Source organism: Streptomyces sp. NPDC052036 (assembly GCF_040680495.1).
Lineage (GTDB): Bacteria > Actinomycetota > Actinomycetes > Streptomycetales > Streptomycetaceae > Streptomyces.
This window is the reverse complement of the sequence record NZ_JBFAWW010000026.1, coordinates 81,316-104,806: the sequence shown is the minus strand read 5'-3', so window position 1 is coordinate 104,806 and position 23,491 is coordinate 81,316. Positions and strand designations below refer to the sequence as shown.

The window sequence follows — 23,491 nt, the reverse complement described above, 5'->3', positions numbered from 1 at the left end:
CTGCCTCCCGACGGTGGCGTGCCGCCCCCGGGTCTGGGCCCGTGGCCGGGGCGGGCGCCGGCGGCGGGGCGGCGCCGGGCGTCGGGGCGCACGGGCCGGGCGGGGCCGGGCACGCGGCGGCGCGGCGGTTGCCTTTCTCCAGAAGTGTCTGACACTTCCGTCACCTGCCGGGGGTCGGGGAGGGCGGTGTGGGCGGGGTGGAGGGCGCGGTCGCGGAGCCGGCCGCCGACGGGGAGGCCGGGGACGGCTGCGCCGGTGAGAGCGGGGAGAGCGGGGCCGGGGCGCCCGGGGACGACGGCGCCGCGGGGTCGGGATAGGGGCTGAGCACCTCGGGCGGGCGCGGCGCGGCGGTGTTCACCGCGGGCTGCTCCGGGGCGGCCGAGGGAACGCCCTTGACGGTGCCGTCGGGGTTGAGGAACGCGGGGTCGCCGCCGGGGACCATGCCGAGTTCCCGGGCGCGGCGCTGGAGGGCGTCCGGGGCCGCGTAGGCGTCCACGTCCCGCTGGAGGGCCTGCTCCTCGTCGGTCAGGTTCTTGGTCTGGCGTTGAAGGTCGTCGAGCCTGAACGCGCCCTCGCTGAGCGCGGAGTTCAGCACGAGGAGCCCGATGAGCCCGCCGCCGAGCAGCAGGACGACGAGCAGCACGAAAGGCGTGCGGGCGGCGGCGCCACCGCCGGAGGGGATGAGGCGGGCGAGCCGGGCGGCCCGCCCCTTGAGTTCGGGTTTCCCGCTCACGCGGCCTCCCGCCGTGCGGTGGCGGCCGTATGCCCCCGTGTGCGGGGCCGACGGGCGCGGGGCGGCCGGTCCGGGGCCGCGGACCGCCGGGACCGGCGCGGGGCGGGGCACCGGGGCGGGCGCTTCCCGCCCGTCGGCGCATCCGGGCGTCCCGCGGCTGCTCTGTTCACTCGCCCACCCCTTTCGTCAGGCCCGCTCGGCTTCCGTCAGGCTCACTCGGCGTCCTCACGGATGCGCTCGGCACCCCGCAGACGCGCCGGGGCCGCGCGGCGGTTCTCGGCGACCTCCTCCTCGCTGGGAAGTTCGGCACCGCGCGTGAGGAGCTTGAGCCGGGGCTGGTGGTGTTCGGGGACGATCGGGAGGCCGGGGGGCGCGGTGGTCGCGGCGCCTGCCGCGAACACCTGCTTGACGAGGCGGTCTTCGAGCGAGTGGTAGGACAGCACGGCGATCCGGCCGCCGACGGCGAGGGCCTTAACGGCCGCGGGGATCGCCCTCTCCAGGACGGCGAGTTCGCCGTTGACCTCGATGCGCAGCGCCTGGAAGGTGCGCTTGGCGGGGTTGCCGCCGGTCCGCTTGACGGCCTGCGGCAGCGCGTCCCGGATCAGCTCCACTAGCCGTGCGCTGGTGGTGAACGGCTCCTTCTCGCGCTCGCGCACGATCGCGGCCACGATCCGCTTGGCCTGCTTCTCCTCGCCGTACGCCCGCAGGATCCGTACGAGTTCGCCCGCCGGGTAGGTGTTGAGGACCTCGGCGGCGCTGACTCCCGCCGTCTGGTCCATGCGCATGTCGAGGGGGGCGTCCTGCGCGTACGCGAAACCGCGCTCCGCCTCGTCGAGTTGCATGGAGGAGACGCCGAGGTCGAAGAGCACGCCCTGGACGCGTGGGATGCCCAGCCGGCCGAGCACGGCGGGGAGTTCGTCGTAGACGGCGTGCACCAGGGTGGCGCGTTCCCCGAAGGGGGCGAGCCGTTCACCGGACAGGCGCAGCGCCTCCTTGTCGCGGTCGAGTGCCACGAGCCGGGCCTCGGGGAAGCGCGTCAGCAGCGCCTCGCTGTGCCCGCCGAGCCCGAGGGTGCAGTCGACGACGACGGCTCCCGGCTCGGCGAGGGCCGGGGCCAGCATGTCCAGACACTGCCGGAGCATGACGGGCACGTGTCGACTCTTGCTCAAGGGGGCCTCTCAGATCCGGCGCGCCGGTCCGCACGGACGGCCGGCCGCCCTCCTCCAGACGGCGCTGGGGACGCCCCCCGTGAAGAAGTGGCCTGCCGGCGCCGGAAGCGTCAGCCGACCGGGAGCGGGAGAAGGCCAAGCCATACGTACGCGCCGCGCACGCGGGGAGAAGCCGGCGCGCGGCCGGCGTCTCCTGGGTGAACAGTCCGTGGGGAGAGCGTCTCGCCTCCCACTTCGCGTCACTTTAGTCCACCGTGTCTTGCGGTCAATCAACCGGCCTGCGCGTCGCCCGTCCGGGCCGCCACGACGGGCGAGGCGCCGGTGTTCACCCGTCCGGCGGGCGGCGTCACCTTCTGTGTGGAATACGTCACAACAAGCTGCGCTGTCGTTCTTTGTCCACTCTCACAGCAGGCCTGGATCAGCTGTGACCAGTAACGTCATGGGTATGACGACTTCCGCATCCGTACCCACCGGTCCCGAAGGCGCCATAGCCGGCACCGTCACCGATCGCCTCGTGGAGGCCAACCAGCGCTATGCCGCCGCGTTCACGGATCCCGGGATGGACGCCCATCCCGTGCTCCAGGTCGCGGTCGTGGCCTGCATGGACGCCCGTCTCGACCTGCATGCCGCGCTGGGCCTCGAACTGGGTGACTGTCACACCATCCGCAACGCGGGCGGCGTCGTCACCGACGACGTGATCCGCTCCCTCACCATCAGCCAGCGGGCGCTCGGCACCCGCAGCGTCGTGCTGATCCACCACACCGGCTGCGGTCTCGAGTCCCTGACCGAGGAGTTCCGGCACGAGCTGGAGATGGAGGTCGGCCAGCGGCCCGCCTGGGCGGTGGAGGCCTTCCGCGACGTCGACCAGGATGTCCGTCAGTCGATGCAGCGGGTGCGCACCTCGCCGTTCCTGCTCCACACCGACGACGTACGGGGCTTCGTCTTCGACGTCAAAACGGGTCTGCTGCGGGAGGTGGACCCGGCGTAGCGGCGCGTTCCGGCTGCCACTGCCGCCCCGTCACCACGTCGGCGCAAACATCTATTCGGGCGAAATCCCCGGCTCCGGTGGGCCGAAAAGGCCGTAAGGCCGACATATCGAGGCCACTTATCCACAGCCGAGTGACACGAACCGGTAACGGCAACAAGAATGCGGGATGAGACGTCGCGCGGAACTTTTCCCGCGCGGTGTCCGTGTTCGGGGTGGGCCGGTCCGCATCGCAGAGCGTCGGCCCGGAGAAAGTACGGGCCGAGGAGGGCCGGGTGACGACCTATGACGATCGAGCGAGCCTTACTGATCTGACCGCCACTGTGGAGCGCGTCCGCAGTTCGGTGGAAGGAGTGATCGAGGGCAAGCCCGAGGTCGTACGGCTTTCACTGACCGTGCTGCTCGCCGAGGGGCATCTTCTGATCGAGGATGTCCCCGGCGTCGGCAAGACGATGCTCGCGAAGGCACTGGCGCGCTCCATCGACTGTTCGGTGCGGCGCATCCAGTTCACCCCCGACCTGCTGCCCTCGGACATCACGGGCGTGTCCATCTGGGACCAGCAGCGTCGGGACTTCGAGTTCAAGCCGGGCGCGATCTTCGCCCAGATCGTGATCGGCGACGAGATCAACCGCGCCTCCCCGAAGACCCAGTCGGCGCTGCTGGAGTCGATGGAGGAGCGCCAGGTCACCACCGACGGCCAGACCTACGAGCTGCCCAGTCCGTTCATGGTGGTCGCCACGCAGAACCCGGTGGAGATGGAGGGCACCTATCCACTGCCCGAGGCCCAGCGGGACCGCTTCATGGCCCGTGTCTCCATCGGCTACCCGAGCGCGGAGGCCGAGCTGCAGATGCTCGACATCCACGGCGGCGTCAACCCGCTGGACGACCTCCAGCCGGTGGCGCACGCGCACGACATCGTGAAGCTGATCGAGGCCGTCCGGGGCGTCCATGTGGCGGAGTCGGTCCGGCGCTACGCGGTGGACCTGGTCGCCGCCACGCGTATCCACCCCGACCTCAGACTCGGCGCCTCGCCGCGCGCCACCCTGCATCTGCTGCGCGCGGCGAAGGCGTCCGCCGCCCTGTCCGGCCGGGAGTACGCCCTGCCGGACGACGTACAGGCCCTCGCCGTGGCGGTCCTGGCCCACCGTCTGCTGCCCACCGCACAGGCCCAGCTCAACCGCCGCACGGCGGAGCAGGTCGTCCAGGAGATCCTGCAGAGCACCCCGGTGCCCGCGGCACCGGGGCAGTCCGGTCTCTCCCTGGGACGGGGCTACGGCCAGCAGCCGCCCCGGAGGCTGTGATGACCCAAGGGGGGACGGCACCCGGCGGCCGGCCCGACCAGGGGGGACCGCTCACCGCGCTCGCCGGGCTGACCACGCGCGGGCGCTCCTTCCTCGCCGCCGGGATCGCGGCCGCGATCTGCGCCTACGTCCTCGGACAGGGCGCTCTGCTCCGGGTCGGACTGCTGCTGGCGGCGCTGCCCCTGGTCTGCGCGGCGGTGCTCTACCGCACGCGCTACCGGGTCGCGGGCAATCGCCGGCTGTCCCCCGGGCGCGTTCCGGCCGGCTCCGAGGCCCGTGTCCATCTGCGGATGGACAACGTCTCACGGCTGCCCACCGGGCTGCTGATGCTCCAGGACCGGGTGCCCTACGTCCTCGGGCCGCGCCCTCGCTTCGTCCTGGACCGGGTGGAGCCGGGGGGCCGACGCGAGGTGTCCTACCGTGTCCGCTCGGATCTGCGCGGACGTTATCCGCTGGGCCCCCTCCAGCTGCGCCTGACCGATCCCTTCGGCCTGTGCGAGCTGACCCGTTCCTTCTCGACCTACGACACCCTGACGGTCATCCCGCGCGTGGAGCCGCTGCCGCCCGTGCGGCTGACCGGCGAGGCGATGGGCTACGGCGACGGGCGGAACCGTTCACTGGCGCTGGCCGGCGAGGACGACGTGATCCCGCGCGGCTACCGCCACGGCGACGACCTGCGCCGGGTGCACTGGCGCTCCACCGCGCGCTACGGCGAGCTGATGGTGCGCCGGGAGGAACAGCCGCGGCGGGCCAGATGCACGGTGCTGCTCGACACCCGGGGCATCGCCTTCCACGGCGCCGGACCGGACTCGGCCTTCGAGTGGGCGGTCTCGGGCGCCGCGTCCACGCTGGTGCACCTGCTCGAACGGGGCTTCTCCGTCAGACTGTTGACGGACACGGGTGACTCGGTGCCCGGCGAGGGAGCGGGCGGGTTCGCGGGCGCGAGCCAGGAGTCCGCCGACGCGGCCGGGCTGATGATGGACACGCTCGCCGTGATCGACCATTCGGACGGCACCGGCCTGTCCCCCGCGTACGACATGCTGCGCGGCGGGAACGAGGGACTGCTGATCGCCTTCTTCGGCGACCTGGACGAGGAGCAGGCCACGGTGGCCGCCAAGATGAGCAGACGCAGCGACGGCGCGCTCGCCTTCCTGCTGGACAGCGACACCTGGGGCCGCGAGCAGAACGATGTGCCGGGCCCCCAGGACCGCACGGGGGAACGGCTGCGGATGCTGCGCGAGGCGGGCTGGACGGCGCTGACAGTGCCCCGTGGCGTGTCCGTCGCGGAGCTGTGGCGCGAGGCGGACCGGCAGCGTACGGGCGTGGGCGTCGTGAGCGGTGCGGAGGGACGGCCATGAGCGGGCGGGCCCGGCTGGCATTGTGTGCCGCGGCGGCGACGCTGGCGGCGTCGTGCGCGCTGCTGCCCCTGGTGTCCCCGATGACCTGGATCTTCCAGGCGGCGTTGCTGGTGGCGGTACAGACCGGGGTGGGGGCGCTGGCCCGGCGGGTGCCGCTGGCTCGCTCGCTGACCATCGCCTGTCAGCTGGTCGTCGGTCTGCTGCTGCTCACCCTGATGTTCGCGCACCGTCAGGCCGTCGCCGGGTGCCTCCCCGGACCCGAGGCCGTCCGCCACTTCGGGGAGCTGCTGCGGTCGGGCGCGGAGGACGTGGGGCAGTATGCGATCCCCGCGCCGCTGACTCCCGGCATCCGGCTGATGGTCGTCGGCGGGGTGCTGCTCATCGGGCTCCTGGTGGACGTGCTCGCGGTAACGTTCCGCGCGGCGGCCCCGGCCGGACTGCCGCTGCTCGCGCTGTACTCGGTGGCCGCCGGGCTCTCCGACGGCGCCACCGACTGGCTGTGGTTCCTCGTCGCCGCGAGCGGCTATCTGATGCTGCTGCTGGCCGAGGGCCGTGACCGGCTCTCCCAGTGGGGGCGGGTTTTCGCCGGCGCCGCGCGCGGCCGGGAACGGGACTCGGGGGGCGCGGTCGCCCCGGTCCGCACCGGACGGCGCATCGGCGCGGTGGCGCTGGGGGTCGCCCTGGTGGTGCCGCTGGCCCTGCCCTCGCTCAGGGGCGGTCTGCTGGACAGCACCGGCACCGGCGTCGGCGCGGGCTTCGGCAACGGCGACACGATCTCCGCGGTCAACCCTCTGGTCTCGCTGCGCGACAGCCTGAACGTGGACCAGGACCGCCAGGTCATCGCCTATCGCACCAACACGGACGACACCCAGGACATGTATCTGCGGATCGTCGCCCTCGACGACTTCGACGGCACGACCTGGCGGCCTGCCCAGCGGCGCATCACCGCCGTGCCGGACTCGCTCCCCACACCAGCCGGCCTCGCGGGCAGTGTGCGGCGGACCGAGATCGAGACACGGATCTCGGCGGCGGACTGGTACGCACAGAACTGGCTGCCGATGCCCTACCCCGCGACCAGCGTGAAGATCAGGGGCAGCTGGCGCTACGAGCCGGTGGGCCGCACGCTCGTCGGCGACCACGGACAGAACACACGCGGCATCCAGTACGACGTCAAGAGTCTGATCGTGCAGCCGACCGCGGAGCAGCTGGCCACGGCCCCGGAGCCGTCGGAGCCGCTGAAGCGCGAGTTCACGAAGGTGCCGGCATCGCTGCCGGCGGTCGTGGCGCAGACGGCCCGCAGGGTGACCGCGGGGTCGTCCAACCACTATGAGCAGGCGGTCAAGCTCCAGGACTACTTCGCGGTCGACGGCGGGTTCACCTACAGCACCGCGGTGCAGGTCGGCACCGGGTCGAAGGCCATCGCGCGGTTCCTGAGGGACAAACAGGGCTTCTGCGTGCACTTCTCGTTCGCGATGGCGGCGATGGCCCGGACCCTGGGGATTCCGGCCCGGGTCGCGGTGGGCTTCACGCCGGGCTCCCCGCTGGCGGACGGTTCCATGTCGGTGGGGCTGCGGGACGCGCACGCGTGGCCCGAGCTGTACTTCGAGGGCGTCGGCTGGACGCGTTTCGAGCCGACCCCCAACCGGGGCACGACCCCCTCGTACACCCAGTCGGACGCGCCCAGCGGGCACAACCCGCTGCCGCCACAGGCGTCGCTGTCGTCGACGGCGGCGCCGTCCACCGGTCCGTCGGCGAGCGAGCGCTGCTCGGCGACCATGCGCAAGCTGGAGGCGTGCCCGAGCCAGTCCTCGGGGGCCCTGGCGGTCACCGGCGACAGCGGGCCGCCGTGGTACCAGGTCGTGGCATGGACGCTGCTGGGGCTGGCCCTGGTCGCGGTGCCGCTGACGCCGATGCTGTGGCGGCTGCGGAGCCGCTCGGTGCGGCTGGCCTCCGCCCGGCACGCACCGACGGCCCTGCGGGCGGCCCGGTCCCGGGGCCGCGATCCCGGGACCGGCGAGCAGTACGCCGGTGACATCGAGGTGACCGTGCTGGCGGGCGAGGCGCCCCCGGGCCGGGCGGTCGAGGTGGCCGTGGGCCACACCCTGGCCGTATGGCGCGAGCTCACGGACACGGCGTGGGACTACGGCATCGTGCCGGACGAGGCCCTGACCCCGCGGGGGGCCGCCGAGCGGATCGTGGGGCTCGGCCGCCTGGACGGGCCCGCCGCCGCTGCGGTGCACCGTGTGGCCGGTGCCGTGGAGCAGGTGCTCTTCGCTCCGGAGCCGCGCCCCGAGGCCGGGCTCGTCGACGATGTGCGCAAGGTGCGGACGGCACTGCGGTCCCAGGTCAGCCTGCGGACCCGGGTACGTGCGGTCGTGGCGCCGCGTTCCGCCCTGCGTGTCGTCTGGGCCGTCGGCGACCGCCGGGCGGACCTCAAGGCCCGCTGGGCCGCTCGCTGGTCCACCCTGCTCCGCCGCCCGTCCGGCCAGCAGAGCGGCTGAGGCGGGAGCGGGGCCCCCAGGGGTTCCCCGGGGCGGGACGTCCCGCTTCGGGGGACCCCTGGGGAAAACGCCGGCGAACCCCGGGGAAGCGGCTGAGGCGGTGCACGGTCCGAGGCCCGGCGTCCGTCCGCCTCCATGAAGGCCGCCTCCCGCGGTCACGGAGCGCCCTGGTCGGGACGGCGGAGCCGCGACGGCGGGGTGCGGTGACGTGCCTGTTCCGGCATGCGGAAGGGGGCGGCCACCTCGTCGGTGGTCGCCCCCTTCCGGAAGTCCTCGGCCCGCCCGGAGGGCTAGTGGCCCTGTTCGTCCCGCCGTCGCTGCCAGCGCTGTTCGATGCGGTCCATCATGGAGCGTCGCTGCCTGACCTGCCTGCGGGCGCCCGGCGCCCCCTGCTCGCCCGGCTTGGGAACCTTGCGCCAGCCGGTCACGACGAGCACCGCACAGCCCAGCATGACGAGGAAGCCCACCACGCTGATCCAGATCTGCTTCGCGACCATTCCGGCCATGAGGAGCGCGATACCCACCAGGAAGCCCGCTGCCGCCTGATAGACCCGTCGCCGGGTGTATGTACGCAGCCCGCTTCCCTCAAGCGCTGTCGCGAACTTGGGATCTTCGGCGTACAGCGCTCGCTCCATCTGCTCGAGCATTCGCTGCTCGTGCTCCGAGAGCGGCACGGAGTCCTCCTCATCGTGCAGTCGCCGGGGCGACCGGGGGTCCCCTTCAGGATAGGCAGGGAATCGCCCCCTTGAAACCCGCCCCTCTACGCCAATTGGCCAACCGGAACCCGCCATGGCCGTCCTGGCTCACTGAGGCTTCCATTCCCCAGCGGCCGACCCGTCATGCCGGGTGGTCTCCCTCGATCATACGGCGCGCACGGCCCGATCGGAGGTCCTGTGGCGTACTCCATCCGCCGTCTCGACGCTGATCAACGGCGCGTCCCGGCAGCGGACTCAGACCTCGGACGCACCCCGGGTCTCGCCGAGGACGTGGAGCTGCGTGGCCACGGAGTGGAAGGCGGGGACCTCGGCCGCCGCGGCCTCCAGCTTGAGCAGTGCGTCGAGAGCCCCCGGCTCGGTGTCCACCAGCACTCCGGGCACCAGGTCCCCGAAGACCCGGACGCCGTGCACGGCGGCGACGCGGAGGCCCGCGTCCTGGACGAGCGCGGTGAGCTGGTCCGCGGTGAAGCGGTGGGGCACGGGGTCGCTCTCGCCCCAACGGCCGTCCGGATCCTGGAGCGCCTGCCTGGCCTCCTTGAAGTGACCGGCGAGGGCCCGGGCCAGGACGGCACCGCCGAGCCCCGCGGCAAGCAGGCTGAGGACGCCCTCGGGGCGTAGCGCGGCGACCACGTTGCGTACACCCTCGGCAGGGTCGTCCACGTACTCCAGGACGCCGTGGCACAGCACCGCGTCGTAGCCCCCCGGCTCCACCACGTCGAAGAGGCCGTGGGCGTCGCCCTGGACGCCCCGCACCCGGTCGGCGACCCCGGCCTCGGCGGCCCGGCGTTCCAGCGCGAACAGGGCGTTCGGGCTGGGGTCGACGACGGTGACCCGGTGGCCGAGACGGGCGACGGGCACCGCGAAGTTGCCGCTGCCGCCACCGGTGTCGAGGACGTCCAGCACGTCCCGCCCCGTGGCCTTGACGCGGCGGTCGAGGGCGTCCTTGAGGACCTCCCAGACCACGGCGGTACGGAGAGAAGCGCGGGGGCGCATCGGGTCCGACACGGCAGTTGACTCCTCGGCGCGGCACCGCCTGCTTGTACGGCGGAGCGATCGGACGGCCTTCCGGACCCGGTACCAGGGCGAAAGGCTTCAGCGCCCCCACCCTATTGCCTCCGGCACCCTGCCCGGAGCCCCGACCCACACCACCGCACACCGGCCCCGCGGGCTCAGCCCGCGTCCGGCATCTCTCTGTCCTTCGTCCCCCGCACCCCTATTCCCCTGACCCCCCGGTCCCCCGTCCCCCGCTCGCCGACGCCTCGCGCCCCGCTGCCCCGCTCAGCGGTGTCCCGCTCGCCGACCCCACGTGGTTGTGGCAGAACCGGCTGGAGCACCAACATCCGCTCGACCAGGCGCAGGAACATCGCCACGTCCCGCATCAGATCGTCGGCGTCGCGGGGGCGGGCCGCGCCCGGGATGCCGGCCTCGGCGCGGGCACGGCGGGCGGCGCCCGAGGCGAACAGCGCGCTCCACTCGGTCAGTTCGGGCGCGATCTCGGGGAGCACCTCCCAGGCGCTTCTGATCCTGGCGCGGCGCCGGGCGGTGGGCTCCGGCCGACCGCGCGCGGCGAGCACGGCGGCCGCCGTGCGCAGGGCCGCCAGATGGGCCGTCGCATAGCGCTCGTTGGGGGTCTCCAGTCGGGCCGCCTCGTCGAGTCCGGCGCGGGCCTGGGCGAGCAGGTCCAGTGCGGCGGGCGGGGCCGTGACCCGGCGCAGCACGGGGTGCACGTCGCCCGCCGGGCCGGTCAGTGAGGGTGCAGGGCCGGTGGCGCGGCGCCGGGGTGCGGCACCTGCGGGATAGCTGGCCATGACGAACCTCCTGTCGTCTGCGTGACGGCACTGTGGCCGTATGTGCCCATCGTGGGGTACGGCACTGACAATCCGGCCTGACCTGCGGTTTTGCTTCGTCCGTAGGTTCGGGGTAGATTTTGAACTGACCAGTCAGTTCAAAAACGGTCCCACGACTGGGCGACTCGCCCAGGGGAACGAGGGGGGACATGGACATGCAGGAGGAAGCGGCCGGTGCCGGCCTGGAGGCCACGGGCCTCGGCCTGAAGGGGCCGCGCGGCGAGGTGTTCCGGGGTGTCCATGTGACGGCCCGGCCCGGCTCGCTCATCGCCGTCGAAGGGCCGTCGGGCTCGGGCCGGACTTGTCTGCTGTTGACGCTCACCGGGCGGATGAGGCCCAGCGAGGGGCGTGCCACGATCGGCGGGCACCGGCTGCCCAAGGAGATGTCCGCGGTGCGTCGGATCAGCGCGGTGGCGAACGTGTCCGGCGTCACCGACCTGGAGCCCGCGCTGACCGTGGGCGAGCACCTGCGCGAACGAGCCCTGTTGGAGAGCCGGTTCGGGGACTCCCTGCGCGCGCTGCTGCGGCCGCGCGACGAGCGCACCGCGTCGGTGAGGCGGCGCGTCGACACCGCTCTCGCCGCGGCCGGGCTCGACCAGGACGCGCTGCCCAAGGGGCCCCGCACCGCCGTACGCGATCTGGAGCGTCTGGAGGCCCTGCGGCTGTCCCTGGCCCTGGCCCTGATGGGCCGGCCGCGTCTGCTGGCCGTGGACGACGCCGACCACAAGCTCTCCGCCGCCGAACGGGCCGAGGCATGGGACCTGTTGAGGTCCGTCGCACGGGCCGGGACCACGGTTCTCGCGGTGTGCACCGAGGCCCCCCAGGACGCGCTGGTGGTGTCCACGGCCCCGGGTGACCGCGCGGCACAGGACGGGGACGTGACCCCGCCGGCCGCCGAAGGCGGCGCGCAGGACGCACCCCAGGAGGCCACCACCCCCGACGAGCCGTCCGAGGACGGCGCAGAAGACGACAAGGAGACGGCGGATGCGCTCGCCGAAACTGGCCGCGCTTGAGCTGAGGCGGTTCGGCAGGGGAAGGCTGCCGCGCGCGGCGCTGGTCGCGCTGCTGCTGCTGCCGCTGCTGTACGGCGCCCTGTACCTGTGGTCGTTCTGGGACCCGTACGGGCGCCTGGACCGCATCCCCGTGGCGCTCGTCGACGACGACAAGGGGGCGACGGCGGACGGCCGGAGGATCACCGCGGGCGACGACCTCGTCAAGGGGCTGCGCAAGAGCGAGACCTTCGAGTGGCACGAGGTGAGCGCGGCCGAGGCCAGGAGAGGCGTCGAGAACGGCACCTACTACCTGTCGCTGACGATGCCCTCCGACTTCAGTGCGCGGATCGCCTCCAGCTCCGGGAAGTCCCCGGAGACCGGCGCCCTCCAGGTACACACCAACGACGCGAACAACTACATCGTCGGGCAGATCTCCAAGACGGTGTTCAACGAGGTGCGCGCGGCGGCCTCCACGAAGACGTCGCGGTCGTTCCTGGACCGGATTTTCATCTCCTTCTCCGACATCCACGGCAAGACCGTGCAGGCCGCCGAGGGGGCCGACCGGCTCACGGGCGGGATCGGCAAGGCCAAGCAGGGCTCCAAGGACCTCGCCGACGGTCTCAGGGAGGCCGAGAACGGCAGCGGGAAGCTGTCGGGCGGCCTGACGAAGCTCACCCGGGGCGCGGGTGATCTGCAGAACGGGGCGCAGCAGGTCGCCGACGGCACCCAGGCGCTGGCCGACCGGGTGGACGGCACGGCCGACCAGGTGCGGCCCTTCCTGAAGAAGAACGGCCGGCAGATCGCCGACACCGCCACCCTGGTGGCCGACTCGGCAGATGTGATCAGCGACCACCTCGACACCTTCGTCACCACGGCCCCGCTCGCGGAGAGCGGCACCCGCAAGGCGTCCGAGGCGCTGAACGAGGTCTACGACCGGCGCTGTGTCAGCCAGTTGCTGCCCGACCCCGCGTGCGACGACCTGAAGAAGGCGAAGGACGCGGCGGCGCAGGCAGCGAAGCTCGCCCACGACGTCAACGCCGTGGTGCAGGACTACCACGGGGACATGACCGCCCTGAAGTCGGACCTGAAGACGCTCCGGCAGCAGGCCCGAGCCCTCGCCGAGGCGGCACCGCACCTGTCCGAGGACCTCGACGACGCGGTCGCCAAGGTGGACGCGCTCAACAACGGCGCCGCCCGGGTCGCCCAGGGGGCCAGGACCCTGCACAGCGGACTCGGCACCGCGCAGACGGGCGCCGCCGACCTGAACGACGGCATCGGCAGGCTGGAGGCGGGCGCGGTCGACCTCAACGGAGGCATGTACAAGCTCGCCGACGGCTCCGGCAAGCTCGCGGGCGGCCTGCACGACGGGGCGTCGAAGATCCCCGCGTACGACAAACAGGACCGCGACCGGCGTACCGAGGTGATGGCCGACCCGGTGCAGCTGGCCTCCAGGGATCTGCACCACGCGCCGAACTACGGGACCGGTTTCGCCCCCTACTTCATTCCGCTGTCCCTGTGGGTGGGCGCCATGGTGGCGTACATGCTGATCCCGCCGCTGAACCGGCGCGCGCTCGCGGCGGGCGCCTCGGCCTGGCGGATCGCGCTGGCGGGCTGGCTGCCGGCGGCCGCCGTGGGCGTGCTGCAGACCTCCGCCCTGATGGCCGTGCTGCACTGGGCGATCGGCCTGGAGATGGCGCGGGCGGCCGGCACGATCGGGTTCCTGTTCCTGGTGGCGGTGTGTTTCGCGGCGATCGTGCAGTGGCTGAACGCGCAGTTCGGGGCGGCGGGCCGGATCCTCGTCCTCGCACTGCTGATGCTCCAGCTGACGTCCGCGGGCGGCACCTATCCCGTGGAGACCAGTCCCGGCTTCTTCAACGCGATCCACCCCTTCCTGCCGATGAGTTACGTCATCGAGGCCCTGCGCCGGCTCATCACCGGCGGCGGTCTCGGGCCCGTGTGGCAGGCGTGCGCCGTGCTGGCGGCGTTCACCGCGGGCGCCCTCGCGCTCACCGCCCTGTCCGCCCGCCGCAAGCAGGTGTGGACCCTCGACCGGCTGCATCCGGAGCTGAGCCTGTGACGGCCACAGCCGGACCTGCGCCCTCCGAGGGATCTTTTCCTGTGAGAATCAGGGCCATGGAACGCAGCAGTGCCGCCGCGCCAGGCGGCTCGGGCCGACGTGCGGCAACCCGGCAGAAGCTCTACGAGGCGGCGGTCACCCTCATCGCGGAACAGGGTTTCTCCGCGACGACCGTCGACGAGATCGCCGAACGGGCGGGGGTCGCGAAGGGCACGGTCTACTACAACTTCGCCAGCAAGTCCGTCCTCTTCGAGGAGCTGCTGCGACACGGCGTGGGTCTGCTCACCGCCTCCCTGAGGGAGGCGGCCGAGCAGACCGCCCTGGCCGGTGGCACCAAGGTCGACGCCCTGGACGCCATGATCCGCGCGGGACTCGGCTTCATCGCCCGCTACCCGGCCTTCACCCAGCTGTATGTGGCCGAGCTGTGGCGCACCAACCGGGCCTGGCAGTCCACGCTCATGGTGGTGCGCCAGCAGGTCGTCGCAGCCATCGAGGACGTGCTGCGCGAGGGGGTGGCCAACGGCGAGCTCAGCGACGAGATCGATGTCCCGCTGACGGCGGCCGCGCTGGTCGGCATGGTCCTGGTGGCGGCTCTCGACTGGCAGTCGTTCCAGCCGGAGCGCTCCCTGGACGACGTCCACGCGGCGCTGTCGAGACTGATCCAGGGACGCGTGAGCGGGAACAGGTAGCGCGCCCGGCACACGAAAGCCCTGAACCCCGCAGTCCCGGGAACCCGCAAGCGCGAAAGCGCCGGTCCGAGATGGCCGCGTCCCTGCAAGGGCCGCCTCGAACCGGCGCTTCGTCGTTCCCCCGTGCTCCCTCGTCGGACCCCGTTCGGTCGTTCCCCCGGGTCCCCCCGTCCTCGCTTCCGCCGAGCGGGGTCGGCGGAAGGAGCGGGCAAGGGCGCGGGAGCCGTTCCGCCGCCCCGTGTCGGCGGTCCCGGACCGCACCCTCTTCCCGTGTCTCCACTGTCTCGTTCGCGCAGACGGAGCCTCATCCGCGCGCGTACTCATCTCACCGACTGAGTACGCATACTCAGGCCTGAGCGCTCATCCCCATGCTCTGGATGTTCCGAAAGGGCCGGTCTCGCCCGAAGGCGCTGATCACGGGCCCGTCGCGGGGCTGTCGGCGGTGGCGGATAAAGTCACCGGCATGGCACGGATTGCGGTGATCGGCGCCGGGATGGGCGCGATGGCGGCCGCCGCCCGGCTGGCCGTCGCGGGCCACCGGGTGGTGGTGTACGAACGCACGGAGACGTACGGCGGCGCGGTGCGCCGTCTCACGCGGGACGGCTTCTCCTTCGACACCGGCCCGGGCCTGCTCCCGCTCCCGGCGGTCTACCGCGACCTGTTCGTCAAGACCGGCAAAGAGCCGCTGGAGAGCCTGGTCGAGCTGGTCCAGGTGGACCCCTCCGCGCGGCACGTCTTCGCGGACGGCACGGAGGTCGCGTTGCCGAACGCATCCCGCGCGGGTGCCGTGTCGGCGCTCGACGCGGCACTCGGCGGGGGGGCGGGCGAGCGCTGGGGCGACTTCCTGGTGCGGGCCCGCGAGGCCTGGGACCGCACCCGCAGGCCGCTCCTGGAGGAGCCGCTGTGGCCCAACTGGGCGGTGCTGGCCGGGCGCGAGCCGTACCCGTCGGTGCCGCACCGCAGACTGCTGCGCACCCGGCAGGCCGGCACGCTCGCCGAGGTCGGCGCCTTCGAACTGCGCGACGAGCGGCTGAGGGCCCTGCTGGAGAGTCACGCCCTGGCGTACGGCCTGGATCCCCGGACGGCACCGGCGAGCGCGGCGGTGCTGCCGTACATGGAGCACGCCTTCGGCACCTGGTACGTGCGCGGCGGGATGCGGGAGCTGGCCCGCGCCGTGTACGAGCGGTGCGTGGCGCGGAGGGTGGAGTTCGTCTTCGGCGCCGAGGTCACCGGGATCGTCGAGAAGGACGGCCGGGCGGCGGGCGTGGAGCTGGCCGGAGACACCTCCCGAGCGCCCGGATCGGGGGGCGGATCGGTGGTGGAGGCGGACCATGTGGTCGCCGGGGTCGCGCCCGCCGTGCTGGACCGCCTGGTGCCGGAGACGGTGTCCGTGCGGGGGGCCGGCGAGGTCGCGGCACAGCGGGGGATGCCGGCCCGGCTGACGGTGCTGCTGGCGCTGCGCGGCGGACGGCCGGAGGGCTCGGCGCACCGGACGGTGGTCCACCCGGCCGGCCGCGAGGCCGAGTTGGACCGCCTGTTCGGGGCGGACGCCGGACTGCCGGCCGCCCCGACGGTGACCGTGCTGCGCCCGGACGACCCCGCGCTGGTGCCCGACGCGGAGCACGAGGCGGTCACCCTGTCGGTCACGGCGCCGGCGGGCCTGAGCCCGTCCGCGTCCGCTGTGGACCGGATCGTCGAGACCGCCGAGCGCGCGATACCGGGTCTGCGTGACCGGGTGCTGTGGCGGGAGGTGCGCGCCCCGGGCGACATCGCCGAGGAGACCGGTGTGCCCGGCGGCGCGGTCCCGGCACCGGCCCTCGCGGCGGCCGGCGGACGGCTGCTGCAACCGGCCAACAGCACGCGTCTGCCGGGCCTGTTCACGGTCGGCGGCTGGTCCCACCCCGGGGGTGGGCTTCCGCACGCCGGGATGTCGGGGGCCCTGGTCGCCGGGCTGATCGTGGAGGGACCGGACTTCCGGGGCTCGCAGTGAGGCACCGTAAGTCCGGTCGTACGCGAGGGCCCGGTGCTCGGCACCGGGCCCTCGGACAGACGTGAGGCGTTCGCTCAGAAACGGTACTGCTCGTCGTAACCGTGGCCCTGCGCGGTGCCGTTCGGTGCGGCGCTGTTCCCCTGGTACGGGTACGGCTGCTCCTGCGGGAGCTCACCGCCGTACGCGTCCTCGTTGCTGCGCTGCTGGGGCACCCAGACGCCGTTGGCGGGGGTCTCGCCGTACGTACCGCCCGGGTACTGCTCCTGGCCGTACGTCTGCTGTCCGTACTGCTCCTGGCCGCCGTACGCGGGGTCGTAGCCGCCGCCGTAGGTCTGGGAGCCGGCGTAGGGGTCGGAGTAGCCGCCGTACTGCTGCTGGGCGCCCTCGTAGCCGTAACCCTGCTGGTCGTAGCCGTAGCCGTCGTAGGCGTAGGCCTGCTGCTGGTCCTGGGGCTGGCCCGCGTTCGCATAGGACGGGTCCGTGGCGGCCGCGTACGCCGCGCCGGTGTAGACGCCGTACGAACCGGTCTCCTCGGGGAGCGGCTGCGGCTCGTACACGGCGGTCGCCTCGGCGGTGCTCTCCGCGGGCTGGGCGCGGGCGAAGACGTTGTCGTCGTCGTAGACGGCGTCGTCCTGCGCGGGCATCGCCGCGGTCAGCTGCTCGTCGTCGGGGCCGTCGGCCTCCGGCATCTGATCCTGCCGAGCCGCCTCGCCCCGGCGGCGCTTGCTGCCGCCGCCCTCACGCGGACGGTTGCCGACCGCCCAGCCGGCCGCGAAGCCGCGCCGGAACGACAGCGTGACATAGGTCTGTCCGACCGCGAACGCCGCGGCGCCCACTGCGATGACCAGAACCGAGGCGCTCAGCACGCCGAGCACGACTCCGAGGAAGCCGACGAACGCCAGCAGCCGCCAGCGCAGGCGAGCCTTGTACTGCAGCAGCACCTCGCCGAGAAGCCACAGCGCGACGATGCCGAACGCGATGTAGAGGACCGCCCAGCCCATGTACGCCCCTCTCCCAGTGGCCGCTACGCAGTCTGTCGTAGGTCGGTGCGACCGGTCTAGGCCCGCTGTGGAGGGTGCAGGCCCAGATTTTCGTAGATTTCCAGCGTCGCCGTGGAGTTGTTGAGTGTAATGAAGTGCAGTCCGGGGACTCCCTCGGCCAGCAGCCTCGCGCAGAACTCCGTGGCGAACTCGATGCCAATCGAGCGTACAGCCGCCGCATCGTCTTTGGCTGCGAGGATCCGCTCTTTCAGGGCTTCGGGGAGGGCGGCGTTGCTGAGCTGTGGCAGCCGCTCCAGCATCCGCACGCTGGTGACCGGCATGACCTCGGGGATGACCGGGGTCGCACAGTCCGCCGCGGCGACCCGGTCCCGCAGCCGCAGATACGACTCCGGCTGGAAGAACATCTGGGTGATCGCGTAGTCGGCGCCGGCCCGGCACTTGTCGACGAAGTGCGAGACGTCCGATTCCCAGTCACTGGACCGCGGGTGCATCTCGGGGAAGGCGGCGACCCCCACACAGAAGTCGCCCGCCTCCTTGATGAGCCGGACCAGTTCGGCCGCGTAGGTCAGGCCCTTGGGGTGCGGGACCCACTCGGCCATCGGGTCGCCGGGCGGATCGCCGCGGACGGCGAGCATGTTGCGGATCCCGGCGTCCGCGTACTGGCCGACGATGTTGCGCAGCTCCGCGACGGAGTGGTTGACCGCGGTGAGGTGGGCGACCGGGGTCAGCGTCGTGTCCGCGACGATCTGCTCGGTCTCCTTCACCGTGCCCGCGCGGGTGGAACCGCCCGCGCCGTAGGTCACGGAGACGAAGTCCGGGGCCACCGCCTCGACCCTGCGCAGCGCGCTCCACAGGTTCCGCTCACCCTTGGGGGTCTTCGGCGCCGAGAACTCGAACGAGTACGTCGTCTTGCCGGTGGCGAGGATGTCACGCACCGTTCGCGCGCGATCAGTCCTCGTGGATGCGGTTCCGAGGGCCATAGTCGCAGGTTAGCCAGGGGGAGGCGGTCCCCCAACCGGACGACGTGGATTTGCCGGAATTGTCGCACTGTTGTCCACCAGTCGGACACCGGCGCACGATCGGGCCGACGAGCCGGGCGTCCTACGCCGTGCGCAGCCGCTTCGCGAACTCTGCCGCCGCCGCGCCGGGGTCGTCCGCCTCCGTGATCGCGCGGACGACGACCACCCTGCGGGCGCCGGCCTCCAGCACCTGGTCCAGATTGCCGAGGTCGATGCCTCCAATGGCGAACCAGGGCCGGTCGGTGCCCAGCGCGGCGGTGTGCCGGACCAGGTCGAGGCCGGGGGCGGGGCGGCCGGGCTTGGTGGGGGTGGGCCAGCAGGGGCCCGTGCAGAAGTAGTCCACTCCGTCCTGCGCGGCGGCGGACTCGGCCTCCGCCACGGAGTGTGTCGAGCGGCCTATGAGGACGTCGTCGCCGAGGACGGCGCGGGCCGCGGGGACGGGAAGGTCGCCCTGCCCGAGGTGCAGGACGTCCGAGGCGGCGGCGTGGGCGACGTCCGCGCGGTCGTTCACCGCCAGCAGTCTGCCGTGGCGGGCGCAGGCGTCGGCGAAGACCGCCAGGTGCTCCAGTTCCTCGGCCGCCTCCATGCCCTTGTCGCGCAGCTGCACGATGTCGACGCCGCCGGTCAGGACCGCGTCGAGAAACTCGGCGAGGTCGCCCTGGCGGGTGCGGGCGTCCGTGCACAGATAGACGCGGGCGTCGGCGAGCCGCGCGGTGCGGGCGGTGTCGGGCACGGTGGGTTCCCCCCGGGGGGTCGGTGGCGTACGGGCCGCGGCGGGCGCGGACGGCCGGAGGCCGGGGCCCCTGGACCCGCGGCCCGTACGCCGGACGGTTGGTCTCGCTCGGATCAGACGGCGAGCGCCTGCGCGCGGCGCTTCACCTCCGTGCCGCGATTCTCCATGAGGGCCTGTGCGGGGGTGCCGGGGAGGGTCGGGTCGGAGGTGAACAGCCACTCGATCATCTCTTCGACCGTGAAGCCGTCGTCCCGCAGGAGGGTCAGGGTCCCGGACAGGCCCTTGACCACCTTGTCCCCGTCGATGAAGGCGTCGGGGACGTGCAGTGCGCGGTTCTCGCCACGGCGTACGGCGATGAGCTGGCCCTCCTTGACCAGCTGCCGCACGCGGGTCACCTCGACGCCGAGTGCCTCGGCGATGTCGGGGAGGGTGAGCCAGCCGGGGACGAGAGCATCAATCTTTGCGTCAATCTCGGTCACGGGATCAAGCGTGCCATCCCGGACTGACAGTCGGAAGCGGGGCGCCTCCGGTGGAGTGCCGGTTGCCTCCGGCGGTGGACACGAAGGACCCCGGCCGTCCCGCGAACGGGGGGCTGCGCGAGGGCCCGGACGCAGCGCCCGGGATCTGCCCCCTACGCCGTGGCCTCCTTCAGCGGGCGCGACGGGTCCGCCAGCAGTTCCGGGTCCATCGGGGTGCCCGACTCGATCAGACGGCGGCCCTGCGCCAGGTCCCGGGGGCGGCCCACCGCCAGCAGGCCCACCAGGCTGCCCGCGCGCAGCCAGCACACCGCCCAGGCGGCGCCCTGCGGGTTCCCGCGCCAGACGGTCGTGTCGGCCGCGGCGTGGTGGCCCACGTACTGGACGAAACGGCCGAACTGCTCCGACCAGAAGTACGGCACGGGGTCGTACGCCATCGGCGTCTCCCCGATGATGTTCGCGGCGACCGTGCGCGGGCCCTGGAGGGCGTTGTCCCAGTGGTGGACCAGCAGGCGCTGCTCGTACCGGCCCGACGGGAAGGACGCGCAGTCCCCGACCGCGTAGACGTCCGGCACGGAGGTGCGCAGGTGCTCGTCGGCCAGCACCTCCCCGTGCACGCCCAGCTCGATGCCCGAGCCCGCGAGCCACGCCGTGGCCGGGCGCGCCCCGATGCCCACGACCACCGCGTCCGCGGGCACCCGGGACCCGTCGTCGAGCACCACGGCCCCGGGCTCGATGCGGTCCACGCGCGCGTGGGTGCGCAGTTCGGCCCCGCTGTCCGCGTACCAGGCCGCCATCGGTGCGGCCACCTCCGCGGGCAGCGCCCCCGCGAGCGGCCGGTCCGCGGCCTCCACCACGGTCACGGCGCAGCCCGCCTCGCGCGCCGCGGTGGCGAACTCGGCACCGATCCAGCCCGCGCCCACCACCACGATGTCGTGCTGCTCGGCGAGGACCGGCCGCAGCCGCTCGGCGTCGTCCAGCGTGCGCAGCAGATGCACCCCGGGGACGCCTTCCGCGCCCGGCAGCTGGATCGGTTCCGCTCCGGTGGCGAGAACGAGCACGTCGTAGGGGACCGATCCCTCCACGGTGTCCAGCTCATGATCGCCGGGGCGCAGGCCGACCACCTCGCAGCCCAGCCGCAGCTCGATGCCGAGGGCCTCGAAGTCGACGTCGAAGGCGGAGCCCTCGGCCTTGCCGAGCAGCACGGCCTTGGACAGCGGCGGCCTGTCGTACGGCTGGTGCGGCTCCGCCCCGATCAGCGTCACCCGGCCGGTGAACCCCTGTTCGCGCAGCGCGACCGCGGTCTGCACCCCGGCCATGCCCGCACCCACGACGACGACGCGCCGTGCCGAATCGCCCCGCTCCTGCGTCTGCTCGCTCACCTGATCACCCTAGCCAACTGACAATGTGTCAGTCAGCGGGCATGCTGAGTGACCTGCTGCACAGCACTCGTCCCGCTGCCTGCCGCGACCCCGCCCGAACCGTGCCTGCCGGGAAACCGGGGCGGTCCCCTTGCGCCTACCCGCCGTGGCGCACCACAACCTCGGTCCCCGGGAGGCTCCCTTACCGGCACGGACGGCCACGGATTAGGGTGGCCCCCGTAACAAGCACTCGCGGGAGCCCGGACGCACCGGGCTGAGAGGGAGGCTGGCCGGCCTCCGACCGTACGAACCTGATCCGGATCATGCCGGCGAAGGGAGGGGGCTGAATGCCCATGTCGCCCATACGTGCCTCGGACGTCCTCGTCGTCGGGGGCGGGATCATCGGACTCGTCACGGCCTGGCGCGCCGCACAGCACGGGCTCGCCACGACCGTGGTCGATCCCGCACCGGGTGGCGGCGCCGCCCAGGTGGCCGCGGGAATGCTGGCCGCCGTCACCGAACTGCACTACGGCGAGCAGACGCTGCTCGCGCTCAATCTGGAGTCCGCGCGGCGCTACCCGGACTTCGCCGCCGAGCTGACCGAGGCCACCGGCCAGGACCTCGGGTACCGCCGGTGCGGCACGCTCGCCGTCGCGCTGGACGCCGACGACCGCGCCCATCTGCGGGACCTGCACGCCCTGCAGCAGCGCTCCGGCCTCGCGTCGGAATGGCTGAACGGCCGTGAGTGCCGACGCCTGGAGCCGATGCTCGCGCCCGGGGTGCGCGGCGGGCTCAAGGTCGACGGCGACCACCAGATCGACCCGCGGCGGCTGGTCGCGGCGCTGGTCACGGCCTGCGAACGGGCCGGGGTCGGCTTTCACCGGGGGTGGGCCGAACGGCTGACGGTGCTGCGGGGGCGGGCCGCCGGCGTCAGGACCGCCGACGGCACCGAGCTCGCCGCGGAACAGGTCGTGCTCGCCGCGGGCAGTCTCAGCGGGCAGCTCGCGGGGGTGCCCGACGAGGTGCTGCCGCCCGTGCGCCCCGTGAAGGGGCAGGTGCTGCGGCTGACCGTGCCGAAGCGGTACGCCCCGTTCCTGAGCCGTACCGTGCGCGCCGTCGTCCGCGGCGGCCACCTCTACCTGGTGCCGCGCGAGAACGGCGAGCTGGTGGTCGGCGCGACCAGCGAGGAGCTGGGCTGGGACACCACGGTCACCGCGGGCGGGGTCTACGAGCTGCTGCGCGACGCGCACGAGCTGGTCCCCGGGATCACCGAGCTGCCGCTCACCGAGACCCGGGCCGGACTGCGCCCGGGCTCCCCGGACAACGCGCCGCTGCTCGGCCCGACCGAGCTGGACGGCCTGCTGCTCGCCACCGGCCATTACCGCAACGGCGTCCTGCTCACCCCGGTGACCGGCGATGTCATGGCCCATGTCCTGACCACGGGCGACCTCCCGGACGAGGCCCGCCCCTTCACCCCCCGGCGGTTCGCCGCCACCGCGCTCACGGAGCAGCCCGCATGAACATCTCGGTCAACGGAGAGTCCCGACAGTTCGCTCCCGGCATCGCACTGGACGCCGTCGTACGGGCCCTCACCGCGGCCCCCTCGGGAGTGGCCGCCGCCCTCAACGAAACCGTCGTCCCGCGCACGCAGTGGCCGTCGACCGCCCTCCACGAGGGTGATCGCGTCGAGGTCCTCACCGCCGTCCAAGGAGGCTGATCCCATGGCCGACGACCCCTTCGTCCTCGGTGGCACGACGTTCTCGTCCCGGCTGATCATGGGGACCGGCGGCGCGCCGAGCCTCGATGTCATGGAACGGGCGCTGGTAGCGTCCGGCACGGAGCTGACGACGGTCGCGATGCGCCGCGTCGACGCCTCGGTGCACGGCTCGGTGCTGTCCGTGCTCGACCGGCTCGGGATCCGGGTGCTGCCCAACACGGCGGGCTGCTTCACCGCGGGCGAGGCGGTGCTCACCGCCCGCCTCGCGCGCGAGGCGCTCGGCACGGATCTGGTGAAGCTGGAGGTCATCGCCGACGAGCGGACCCTGCTGCCCGACCCCATCGAGCTGCTGGACGCGGCCGAGACCCTGGTCGACGACGGTTTCACCGTGCTGCCGTACACGAACGACGACCCGGTCCTCGCCCGGAAGCTGGAGGAGGTCGGCTGCGCCGCGATCATGCCCCTCGGCTCGCCGATCGGCTCCGGGCTCGGCATCCGCAATCCGCACAACTTCCAGCTGATCATCGAGCACGCACGCGTGCCGGTGATCCTGGACGCGGGGGCGGGCACGGCCTCGGACGTGGCCCTGGCCATGGAACTGGGGTGCGCGGGAGTGATGCTCGCCTCGGCGGTCACCCGGGCGCAGGAACCGGTCCTGATGGCGGAGGCCATGCGGCACGCCGTGGAGGCGGGCCGGCTGGCCCGGCGGGCGGGGCGCATTCCCCGCCGGCACTTCGCGGAGGCGTCGTCCCCGACGGAGGGCATGGCGCGCCTGGACCCGGAGCGGCCCGCGTTCTGAGACCCGCCCCGGCCGTCCGCCGCGGGG

General features: G+C 73.0%; 21 protein-coding genes and 1 riboswitch. Of the genes, 11 read left to right on the top strand and 10 right to left on the bottom strand.

What is annotated here, in order from left to right:
* Positions 1–160: 160 nt before the first annotated feature.
* On the bottom strand, positions 161–733 hold the full coding sequence (locus tag AB0L95_RS29460) for a hypothetical protein (RefSeq protein ID WP_365166548.1): 573 nt from the start codon (positions 731–733) through the stop codon (positions 161–163).
* 212 nt (positions 734–945) lie between these two features.
* Positions 946–1,902 (bottom strand): 16S rRNA (cytosine(1402)-N(4))-methyltransferase RsmH, encoded by a 957-nt coding sequence (rsmH, locus tag AB0L95_RS29455; RefSeq protein WP_365166545.1) that lies wholly within the window; start codon positions 1,900–1,902, stop codon positions 946–948.
* Positions 1,903–2,347: 445 nt separating this feature from the next.
* On the opposite strand from rsmH, the gene AB0L95_RS29450 reads away from it, so the two are divergent.
* The 4 genes from AB0L95_RS29450 (at position 2,348) to AB0L95_RS29435 (ending at position 8,047) form a co-directional block, all read left to right on the top strand.
* The gene (locus tag AB0L95_RS29450) at positions 2,348–2,890 is read left to right on the top strand and encodes a carbonic anhydrase (protein ID WP_365166542.1); all 543 of its coding nucleotides are present in this window, start codon (positions 2,348–2,350) and stop codon (positions 2,888–2,890) included.
* Between the two features lie 272 nt (positions 2,891–3,162).
* Complete coding sequence (locus AB0L95_RS29445) at positions 3,163–4,188, top strand: MoxR family ATPase (RefSeq protein WP_365166540.1); 1,026 nt, start codon at positions 3,163–3,165, stop codon at positions 4,186–4,188.
* On the top strand, positions 4,188–5,546 hold the full coding sequence (locus AB0L95_RS29440) for a DUF58 domain-containing protein (protein WP_365166538.1): 1,359 nt from the start codon (positions 4,188–4,190) through the stop codon (positions 5,544–5,546). Before AB0L95_RS29445 ends, AB0L95_RS29440 begins: the two co-directional genes overlap by 1 nt.
* Positions 5,543–8,047 carry a DUF3488 and transglutaminase-like domain-containing protein gene (locus tag AB0L95_RS29435; protein ID WP_365166536.1) on the top strand — a complete coding sequence of 835 codons (2,505 nt, stop codon included), beginning with the start codon at positions 5,543–5,545 and terminating at the stop codon, positions 8,045–8,047. The genes AB0L95_RS29440 and AB0L95_RS29435 overlap by 4 nt, the downstream gene beginning before the upstream one ends.
* Positions 8,048–8,337: 290 nt before the next feature.
* Here the strand turns inward: AB0L95_RS29435 and AB0L95_RS29430 are convergent, their stop codons facing one another.
* The 3 genes from AB0L95_RS29430 to AB0L95_RS29420 form a co-directional block, all read right to left on the bottom strand.
* Entirely contained in the window at positions 8,338–8,721 is a 384-nt protein-coding gene (locus AB0L95_RS29430) for a DUF3040 domain-containing protein (protein ID WP_311690846.1), read from the bottom strand.
* Between the two features lie 276 nt (positions 8,722–8,997).
* Positions 8,998–9,768 carry a methyltransferase gene (locus AB0L95_RS29425; RefSeq protein ID WP_365166534.1) on the bottom strand — a complete coding sequence of 257 codons (771 nt, stop codon included), beginning with the start codon at positions 9,766–9,768 and terminating at the stop codon, positions 8,998–9,000.
* A 164-nt stretch (positions 9,769–9,932) separates the two neighbouring features.
* A complete protein-coding gene (locus AB0L95_RS29420) occupies positions 9,933–10,571 on the bottom strand; it encodes an SAV_6107 family HEPN domain-containing protein (RefSeq protein WP_365166532.1) in 639 nt (212 codons plus the stop codon).
* Positions 10,572–10,759: 188 nt separating this feature from the next.
* Between AB0L95_RS29420 and AB0L95_RS29415 the strand changes: the two genes are divergently transcribed.
* The 4 genes from AB0L95_RS29415 (at position 10,760) to AB0L95_RS29400 (ending at position 16,358) form a co-directional block, all read left to right on the top strand.
* A complete protein-coding gene (locus AB0L95_RS29415; protein ID WP_365166530.1) occupies positions 10,760–11,623 on the top strand; it encodes an ATP-binding cassette domain-containing protein in 864 nt (287 codons plus the stop codon).
* Complete coding sequence (locus AB0L95_RS29410) at positions 11,595–13,679, top strand: YhgE/Pip domain-containing protein (protein ID WP_365166528.1); 2,085 nt, start codon at positions 11,595–11,597, stop codon at positions 13,677–13,679. The genes AB0L95_RS29415 and AB0L95_RS29410 overlap by 29 nt, the downstream gene beginning before the upstream one ends.
* A 56-nt stretch (positions 13,680–13,735) precedes the next feature.
* Complete coding sequence (locus tag AB0L95_RS29405) at positions 13,736–14,368, top strand: TetR/AcrR family transcriptional regulator (RefSeq protein ID WP_365166526.1); 633 nt, start codon at positions 13,736–13,738, stop codon at positions 14,366–14,368.
* A gap of 463 nt (positions 14,369–14,831) precedes the next feature.
* The gene (locus tag AB0L95_RS29400) at positions 14,832–16,358 is read left to right on the top strand and encodes an NAD(P)/FAD-dependent oxidoreductase (protein WP_365166523.1); all 1,527 of its coding nucleotides are present in this window, start codon (positions 14,832–14,834) and stop codon (positions 16,356–16,358) included.
* Between the two features lie 74 nt (positions 16,359–16,432).
* Here AB0L95_RS29400 and AB0L95_RS29395 read toward each other — a convergent pair whose 3' ends face one another.
* The 5 genes from AB0L95_RS29395 to AB0L95_RS29375 form a co-directional block, all read right to left on the bottom strand.
* Positions 16,433–17,359, bottom strand: coding sequence for a hypothetical protein (locus tag AB0L95_RS29395; protein WP_365166520.1), 927 nt, complete (start codon positions 17,357–17,359; stop codon positions 16,433–16,435).
* A gap of 56 nt (positions 17,360–17,415) precedes the next feature.
* The gene (gene metF / locus AB0L95_RS29390; RefSeq protein WP_365166518.1) at positions 17,416–18,339 is read right to left on the bottom strand and encodes a methylenetetrahydrofolate reductase [NAD(P)H]; all 924 of its coding nucleotides are present in this window, start codon (positions 18,337–18,339) and stop codon (positions 17,416–17,418) included.
* 121 nt (positions 18,340–18,460) lie between these two features.
* Positions 18,461–19,111, bottom strand: coding sequence for a thiamine phosphate synthase (thiE, locus tag AB0L95_RS29385; RefSeq protein ID WP_365166516.1), 651 nt, complete (start codon positions 19,109–19,111; stop codon positions 18,461–18,463).
* A gap of 113 nt (positions 19,112–19,224) precedes the next feature.
* Positions 19,225–19,590, bottom strand: a complete 366-nt coding sequence (locus AB0L95_RS29380) for an Rv2175c family DNA-binding protein (RefSeq protein ID WP_365166514.1) — start codon at positions 19,588–19,590, stop codon at positions 19,225–19,227.
* Between the two features lie 152 nt (positions 19,591–19,742).
* Positions 19,743–20,969: an FAD-dependent oxidoreductase gene (locus AB0L95_RS29375; RefSeq protein ID WP_365166512.1), complete on the bottom strand. Its 1,227-nt coding sequence runs from the start codon at positions 20,967–20,969 to the stop codon at positions 19,743–19,745.
* A 221-nt stretch (positions 20,970–21,190) separates the two neighbouring features.
* Positions 21,191–21,303, top strand: a riboswitch (TPP riboswitch).
* Here AB0L95_RS29375 and thiO point away from each other — a divergent pair.
* The 3 genes from thiO (at position 21,302) to AB0L95_RS29360 (ending at position 23,464) form a co-directional block, all read left to right on the top strand.
* Positions 21,302–22,468, top strand: a complete 1,167-nt coding sequence (thiO, locus tag AB0L95_RS29370; protein WP_365166510.1) for a glycine oxidase ThiO — start codon at positions 21,302–21,304, stop codon at positions 22,466–22,468. (Overlaps the previous riboswitch by 2 nt.)
* On the top strand, positions 22,465–22,665 hold the full coding sequence (gene thiS, locus AB0L95_RS29365) for a sulfur carrier protein ThiS (protein WP_365166508.1): 201 nt from the start codon (positions 22,465–22,467) through the stop codon (positions 22,663–22,665). Before thiO ends, thiS begins: the two co-directional genes overlap by 4 nt.
* Before the next feature lie 4 nt (positions 22,666–22,669).
* Positions 22,670–23,464 carry a thiazole synthase gene (locus AB0L95_RS29360; RefSeq protein ID WP_365166505.1) on the top strand — a complete coding sequence of 265 codons (795 nt, stop codon included), beginning with the start codon at positions 22,670–22,672 and terminating at the stop codon, positions 23,462–23,464.
* Positions 23,465–23,491 lie beyond the last annotated feature (27 nt).